Origin of the sequence: Mesorhizobium sp. M2A.F.Ca.ET.039.01.1.1 (assembly GCF_003998035.1) — a bacterium.
Taxonomy (GTDB): domain Bacteria; phylum Pseudomonadota; class Alphaproteobacteria; order Rhizobiales; family Rhizobiaceae; genus Mesorhizobium.
The window spans coordinates 1-6,968 of sequence record NZ_RZRY01000329.1 but is presented as its reverse complement, the minus strand read 5'-3'; the positions used below and the strand labels follow the sequence as shown (position 1 = coordinate 6,968).

General features: G+C 65.4%; 6 protein-coding genes and 1 pseudogene. 1 reads left to right on the top strand and 6 read right to left on the bottom strand.

Annotated elements, in window-relative coordinates:
• The first annotated feature begins 286 nt into the window (after positions 1–286).
• A complete protein-coding gene (locus EOA24_RS22525; protein ID WP_127257930.1) occupies positions 287–1,657 on the top strand; it encodes a cytochrome P450 in 1,371 nt (456 codons plus the stop codon).
• 66 nt (positions 1,658–1,723) lie between these two features.
• On the opposite strand, the gene EOA24_RS22520 is transcribed toward EOA24_RS22525, so the two are convergent.
• The 6 genes and pseudogenes from EOA24_RS22520 to EOA24_RS22495 all read right to left on the bottom strand — a co-directional run.
• Positions 1,724–2,707, bottom strand: coding sequence for a complex I NDUFA9 subunit family protein (locus EOA24_RS22520; RefSeq protein ID WP_127249705.1), 984 nt, complete (start codon positions 2,705–2,707; stop codon positions 1,724–1,726).
• A gap of 371 nt (positions 2,708–3,078) precedes the next feature.
• The gene (locus EOA24_RS22515; protein WP_189354127.1) at positions 3,079–4,080 is read right to left on the bottom strand and encodes an Ldh family oxidoreductase; all 1,002 of its coding nucleotides are present in this window, start codon (positions 4,078–4,080) and stop codon (positions 3,079–3,081) included.
• A gap of 86 nt (positions 4,081–4,166) precedes the next feature.
• Positions 4,167–4,976 (bottom strand): ABC transporter permease, encoded by an 810-nt coding sequence (locus EOA24_RS22510; RefSeq protein ID WP_127258440.1) that lies wholly within the window; start codon positions 4,974–4,976, stop codon positions 4,167–4,169.
• Positions 4,976–5,641: an ABC transporter permease gene (locus tag EOA24_RS22505; RefSeq protein WP_189354130.1), complete on the bottom strand. Its 666-nt coding sequence runs from the start codon at positions 5,639–5,641 to the stop codon at positions 4,976–4,978. Before EOA24_RS22505 ends, EOA24_RS22510 begins: the two co-directional genes overlap by 1 nt.
• Before the next feature lie 195 nt (positions 5,642–5,836).
• The gene (locus EOA24_RS22500; RefSeq protein ID WP_126079859.1) at positions 5,837–6,634 is read right to left on the bottom strand and encodes a transporter substrate-binding domain-containing protein; all 798 of its coding nucleotides are present in this window, start codon (positions 6,632–6,634) and stop codon (positions 5,837–5,839) included.
• 57 nt (positions 6,635–6,691) lie between these two features.
• Positions 6,692–6,968: pseudogene (locus EOA24_RS22495) on the bottom strand (histidine/lysine/arginine/ornithine ABC transporter ATP-binding protein); the annotation flags it as partial.

The window sequence follows — 6,968 nt, the reverse complement described above, 5'->3', positions numbered from 1 at the left end:
AACTTGTCGTGCTCGCGCGTGAATCCTTCCAGCCATTCGCCGAAGATTGGACCGGCGCGTCCCGGCCGCGTGCTGCCGATGATGATGTTCAGACGATGCTTCACGGGAGAGCTCCTTGCTTGGCGGTATCCATTGGTGACTATCGCAGGCCACCGCCGGCAACAAGCAGCTATTGGCTGATGTCGGTCACATTCCGGCGAGATGGCTCGACAGTGCGCTGCCGTCCGGTCACATGGACGCCGGCCTTGTCGGGCACTACATTCACCGCTGTCAGCGGAGCATCTTCATGGACACCAAGCCCGCCCCCTTCGTGCCGCCGGCGCCCAAGCCGCGCACTGAGCCGCCTTCGACGCTGGAGATGATGCGCATCGTCTACCGCAACCCGCTCGAATTGTGGGGCGAGCACACCTACAACGAGCCGTGGGTTTCGGCCAATGGCGTCGGCGGACACCTGATCGTCGCCAACGATCCCGGCCTCATCCGCCATGTGCTGATCGACAACGCCAAAAACTACAAGATGGCGACGGTGCGCCAGTTGATCCTGCGGCCGATCCTGCGCGACGGGCTGCTGACCGCCGAGGGCGAGGTCTGGAAGCGTTCGCGCAAGGCGATGGCGCCGGTGTTCACGCCGCGCCATATCTTCGGTTTCGCCGACCCGATGCTGAAGCGCACGCTGGAATTCGTCACCCGCTATGAAGCGGGCGGCATGACCGATGTCGCGCATGACATGACCCTGCTCACCTATGACATCCTGGCCGAGACGCTGTTTTCCGGCGAGATCGCCGGCGAGCCGGGCAGCTTCGCCAAGGAGATCGACCGCCTGTTCGAGACCATGGGCCGCGTAGACCCGCTCGACCTGTTACGTGCTCCGGAATGGCTGCCGCGCCTCACCCGCATCCGCGGCCGCAAGACCATGGCCTATTTCCGCAAGATCGTCGCCGGCACGGTGAAGATGCGCGAAGAACGGATGAAGCGCGATCCGGGTGGCGTGCCGCAGGATTTCCTCACCCTGCTGCTTCGGGCCGAGGGACCGGACGGGCTGACCCGCGCCGAAGTCGAGGACAACATCATCACCTTCATCGGCGCCGGCCACGAGACGACGGCGCGGGCGCTGGGCTGGACGATCTATTGCCTGGCTGAGGCGCCCTGGGAACGCGACAGGGTCGAGCAGGAGATCGACGCCGTGCTGGCGCGCGAGCCCGATCCGACCAAGTGGCTGGACGCCATGCCGCTCACCCGCGCGGCCTTCGAGGAGGCGCTTAGGCTCTATCCGCCGGCGCCTTCGATCAACCGCGAGCCGATCGAGCCGGAGACCTGGAACGGCCTCTACATTCCGAAATACGCCGCCGTGCTGGTGATGCCCTGGGTCGTGCACCGCCACAGAAAACTCTGGGACAGGCCGAACGCCTTCATGCCGGAGCGTTTCCACCCGGAAAACCGCGACAAGATCGACCGCTTTCAGTACCTGCCCTTCGGCGCCGGCCCGCGCGTGTGCATAGGCGCCAGCTTCGCCATGCAGGAGGCGATCATCGCTTTAGCGATCCTGTTGTCGCGCTTCCGCTTCGACGTCACCTCCGACACCAAGCCATGGCCGGTTCAGAAGCTCACCACGCAGCCGCAGGGCGGCCTGCCGATGCAGGTCTCGCGCCGGGGCTGAGCAATGCATGCCGCCCAGAAATGTGCAGCGGTTCTGGGTTAACGACATGCATCAAACTTAGATCCTCTACCGGTCGGCGATCGGCCGGCGCTGCTGGAACTGGCCGGCGGCGCGGAAGCGCCAGAGATAGCTGGGCAGGATGGTGGCGATCGCTTGCGGCTGGATGCCCAGCCCGGCAAGCGTCCTGGCGGCCTTGACGGCGTCGTCCGAGACGACATTGTGCTCACGCAACTGCAGCACCTGGTCCTTGGTCAGGAGCGGATTGGGCAGCAGCTGGAGGATCGATGCCTGGATGTTCGCCACCCAGAACGGCACCGGCACCAGGAGACGGCGGCGTTCGATGACCGTCAGCAACTCTTCCATGCATTCCTTGAAGGTCAGCACCTGCGGGCCGCCAAGCTCATAGACCTGGCCGCCCCTGACATTGCCGTCGACGGAGCGCGCCACCGCTTCGGCGACATCGCCGACATAGACCGGCTGGAACTTGTTCTGTCCGCCGCCGATCAGCGGCAGCACCGGAGAGTAGCGCGCCATGTTGGCGAAGCGGTTGAAGAAGGAGTCCTCCGGCCCGAAATTGATCGACGGGCGGAAGATGGCGGCGTCCGCGATCGTATCGAACACCGCCTTTTCGCCGAGCGCCTTGGTGCGGGCATAGCTGGACGGGGAATTCGGGTCGGCTCCGAGAGCGGAGATGTGGGTGAGGCCGGCGCCGACCGAGCGTGCGGCCTCGGCGACGGCGCGCGCGCCGAAATCGTGCACCGCGCCGAATTTCTGGCGGCCGGTCTCATGCAGGATGGCGACGAGGTTGACGACATGGTCGGCGCCCTGCACGGCGCGGTCGACCGACCAGCGCACGCGCACATTGGCCTGCACCGGCTGGATCTGGCCGACATTGCCGAGCGGCTGCACGTGGCCGGCAAGGTCGGGCCGCCGGCAGGCGACACGGATGCGGTAGCCGCGCTTGGCCAGGGCGCGAACGACATGGCGACCGACGAAGCCCGAGCCGCCGAAGACGACGACGAGCTTGGGGGTCTGCAGGATTTCGGTCATGACTGGCTCCGCGCGAATGCTTGGCTGAAGCCGTTTCTTAATCCGTTTCTCGCCAAAGGCAAAGAGCGACCGGAGGTCGCCATTGCCCTGTTTTTGAACTTGCCCGGAATGCCGCTCCGCCGCGTTGAAAGAAAACAGAAAACCCCGCCGAAGCGGGGTTTTCCGGGCAGTTCCGCGCCGAAACAGGGGCCAACGAGTCGGCCTGACCTAAGACGGTATCAAGGTGGCGTAAAGCAAGCACGCCCGCCTCGCCCTGAACGCCCGGCGCGGCGCCGCCAGCCACGAGCCGGACGGAGTCAACCAGGCGGCTCGCGGCATCGGGTGCCGCGAATGTGTCGCGTCAAGTCGGGAAAAGGTTCAACAGCAGGGAATCAGGCCGAGTAACGCTCGGCGAATTCCGAAATGCGCTGCACGACCGACCTGGACGTGGTGATGCCACGCGCCTTTGCCTTCTCCGCGGCTTCGGCGCGCGAGCGTCCAGGAATATGCACGCCATAGCGCCGCCGCAGCCGGTCGAGCTGGTCCTTCATGCGCTGCTCGAAGTCCGGATCGAGCAGCTTGGGCTCGATGGCGAGAACGAAAAGGCCGGTGCCGGGGCTGTCCGGCCCGCCGGTGAACCAGGGCGCGTCGAGGGACCAGTTGGCGCCGGAAATGCCGGCGGCCAGCACCTCGACCATCAGCGCGATGTTGGCGCCGCGCTGACCGCCGAAGGCAAGCATCGCGCCCTTCATCGCCGCCGCCGGATCGGTGGTCGGGTTGCCGCTGGCATCCAGAGCCCAGCCTTCGGGGATCTTCTTGCCATCCTCGGCCGCCTTGCGGATGTTGACGAAGGCGGTGGCGCTCGACGATTGGTCGATGACCAGCGGCGGCCCGTCGGCGGCGGGCGAGGCGAAGGACATCGGGTTGGTGCAATAGACCGGCTTGACCGAGCCTGAGCCGGCCAGCACCGCCGGCCCGTTGGTGGCCGCAAAGGACACCAGCCCCTGTTCCGCCAGCCGCCCGGTGAAATAGCCGAGCGCGCCGCATGTGTAGGCGTTCTTCTGCGAGAAGATCGACACGCCGAACAGTTTCGCCGCCTTGACCAGGTCATCGATCGTGCGGTCGAAGCCGGTATGGGCAAGCCCGCCGCGCGCGTCGGAGAAGTAGACCGCAAGCGCCGGCCGCGTGATCACCGGATCGGCATTGCCGTCGATGCGACCGGCTTCGAGCGCCTCCAGATAGTCGATGAAATGCGACAGCCCGACCGTCGACAGGCCTTCGGCCTCCGCGGCGATGATCGAGGCGGTCAGCGACTGCGCCGCCTCCTCATTGGCGCCGGCGCCGAGCGCCGCCATCCGGCATAGGCCTGTTGCCTGGTCGAGGGTGAGTTGCATCAGAGTTGCCCAGCAGCGAGTAGCGAATAGGGAATAGCGAGTAGGGGAGGTAAAGGAACTACTCGCTATTCGCTACTCTCTATTCGCTACCCGATCTTCACCGGAATCCTCGCCTCGATCCGGCTGAACGCGAAGACGAGAATGCCGGTGATCGTCATATAGATCAGCGCCAGAAGCAGCAAAGGCTCGTAGGTCAGGTAGGTGTCCTGCCGCACCTTGGAGGAGACGGCGAAGATGTCGATGACGCTGATTGTCGCCACCAGCGGTGTCGACTTCAGCTGCAGCACCGTCTCGCCGGTCAGGGTCGGCAGCGCCCGGTAGAAGGCCTGCGGCAGCCAGATGCGGCGGAAGATTTTCCAGCGGCTCATGCCGAAGGCGCGGGCGGCCTCCAGCTGTCCGCGCGGCACGCCGGCAAAGGCGCCGCGCATCACTTCGCCCTCATAGCCGGCGAAGGAGAAGGTCAGCGCCACCACGGCATAGGGCCAGGCCTGCCGGAGATACGGCCAGAGCCAGGATTCGCGGATCCAGGGATATTGCGGGAAGATCGAGCCGAGGCCGTAATAGAGCAGCCAAAGCTGCAGGAGCAGTGGCGTTCCCCGGATGATGGTGCAGAAGACCTTGGCCGGTGCCGAGAACCAGATCGGTCCGCCGGCCTGGGCGAGCCCGAGCGGCACCGCAAGCGCGAAGCCCAGCGCGCAGGTGACGGCCAGGATCCAGAGCGCCCGCCAGATGCCCATCAGGCCCATCTCCCCATATTGCGGCAGCCAGTCCCAGCGCATGAAGAAAGCCGCGCAGAGCACCAGCGCCAACGCGATCAGGATAAGCACGATGCGGTGCGGCTTGAGCCAGATCGAGGCGCGCGCCGCCATGTTGATCGCGGTGGCTTCGGCCGACATCAGCGCGCCTCCTTGACGGACGGCATGCCGCGCCGCGACCAGGCCTCGACGCGGCCGATGATCAGGTTGGAGAAGAGGGTCACGGCCAGGTAAAGCACGCCGGCGGCGACGTAGAAGAGCAGATAGGCCTTGGTGACGCCGGCTGCCTGGCGCGTCGCCAGCGTCAGCTCGAAGAAGCCGACGACGGCAAGCAGCGCCGTGTCCTTGGTGGCGATCAGCCAGAGATTGGCGAGGCCGGGTATGGCGAAGGGGAGCATCGCCGGGAGCGTGATGCGCCTGAGCATCAGACTGGGCGACATGCCATAGGCGCGGGCGGCCTCGATCTGGCCTTGCGGGATGGCGAGGATAGCGCCGCGGATAACCTCGGTCGAATAGGCGCCCTGGACGAAGCCCAGCACGAAAATGCCGGCCGCCAGACCGCTGATATCGACACGGCTGTAGCCCATCGCCGCTAGCACCTGGTTGATGAGGTCGGTGCCGGCGTAATAGAGCAGCAGGATCAGCACCAGTTCCGGCACCGCGCGGACCACCGTGGTGTAGACGGCCAGAAGGTCGCGCGTCACCGGCCCGCCATAGAGCTTGCCGAAGGCGCCGGCGGTGCCGATCAGCAGGCCGAGGCAGGTGGCGCCGATGGCGATCTCGAGCGAATGCAGCAGCCCGACCAGCAGCGTGCCGCCCCAGCCTGGCGCCACCGGTGACAGGAGTTCGATGATGCCGGCCGCCGAGGCCGGAAGAAAGGCGTCGATCAGCTTCACCCCCGGATTGCTGGCAAGCCACTGAAGCCGAAGGTCAGCGGCAAGCGTGCGTGGCAAGGATCGGGCATGGCGCGAACGCCATGCCCTCACTCAGTTGCGAGAGACTCAGTTCGACTGCGTGGCGCCGCCATAGATGTCGAAATCGAAATACTTCTTCGAGATCTCGTCATATTTGCCGTTGGCGCGGATCGCCTTGATGCCGGCGTTGAACTTTTCCTTGAGCGCGGTGTCTTCCTTGCGGATGCCGGCGCCGACACCCGGTCCCAGCACCTCGTCGTCCGGGGCCACCATGCCCTTCAGGTCGCAGCAGGCCTTGCCCTGGTCGGATTTCAGGAATTCGCCGAGCGCGATCGAGTCGGCCTGCACCGCGTCGATGCGGCCGGCGGCCAGATCGTTGTTGGCTTCGTCCTGCGTCTGGTATTCCTTGATCTCCTGCGCGCCGGTGAAGTGCTTCTTGGCGTAGACCGCATGCACGGTCGACACCTGGACGCCGATCACCTTGCCCTTGAGATCGTCCGGCGTGGCGCCGAACTTCTGGTCCTTCGGCCCGATGATTGCGGTCGGAGTGTTGTAGTACTTGTCCGAGAAGTCGATCGTCTTCTCGCGCTCGGCCGTGATCGACATCGAGGAGACGATGGCGTCGATCTTCTTGGTGGTCAGCGCCGGGATGATGCCGTCCCAGGCAACCGGCGTGATGACGCAGTCGAGCTTCTCTTCGGCGCAGACCGCGTCGACGAAATCGATCTCCCAGCCGACCCATTTGCCGCTGGCGTCGGGCGAGGTGAAAGGCGGGTAGGGCTCGGCGGCGACGCCGATCTTGACCTGCTCGGCCTTGGCGACGCCGCCCATCGCCGCGACGCCGAAAAGCAGCGCTGCCGCGAATGTCTTGAGAACAGTCTTCATGTCAGGACTCCCAGTTTGTTGTTGTTCCCGGTTTTTCGCTCCGCTTGATGCCGGCCCCTAGCCGACATTGCGGAGGAATTGTTTGAGCCTTTCGGATTTGGGGGCGCCGAACAGCTGTTCGGGCGGACCCTCCTCCTCGACCAGCCCGTTGTAGAGATAGACGACATGCGTCGCGACCTCGCGGGCGAACTTCATTTCATGCGTCACCAGCACCATGGTGCGCCCCTCGCGCGCCAGATCGCCGATCACTTTCAGCACCTCGCCGACCAGCTCCGGATCGAGCGCCGACGTCGGCTCGTCGAACAGCATGACGCGCGGGTTGATCGCCAGCGCC

What these genes read in the sequence shown, in the direction of transcription:
- EOA24_RS22520 (WP_127249705.1), bottom strand. Translation starts at nt 2,707, where the DNA reads ATGACCGAAATCCTGCAGACCCCCAAGCTCGTCGTCGTCTTCGGCGGC.
- EOA24_RS22515 (WP_189354127.1), bottom strand. Translation starts at nt 4,080, where the DNA reads ATGCAACTCACCCTCGACCAGGCAACAGGCCTATGCCGGATGGCGGCG.
- EOA24_RS22525 (WP_127257930.1), top strand. Translation starts at nt 287, where the DNA reads ATGGACACCAAGCCCGCCCCCTTCGTGCCGCCGGCGCCCAAGCCGCGC.
- EOA24_RS22510 (WP_127258440.1), bottom strand. Translation starts at nt 4,976, where the DNA reads ATGTCGGCCGAAGCCACCGCGATCAACATGGCGGCGCGCGCCTCGATC.
- EOA24_RS22500 (WP_126079859.1), bottom strand. Translation starts at nt 6,634, where the DNA reads ATGAAGACTGTTCTCAAGACATTCGCGGCAGCGCTGCTTTTCGGCGTC.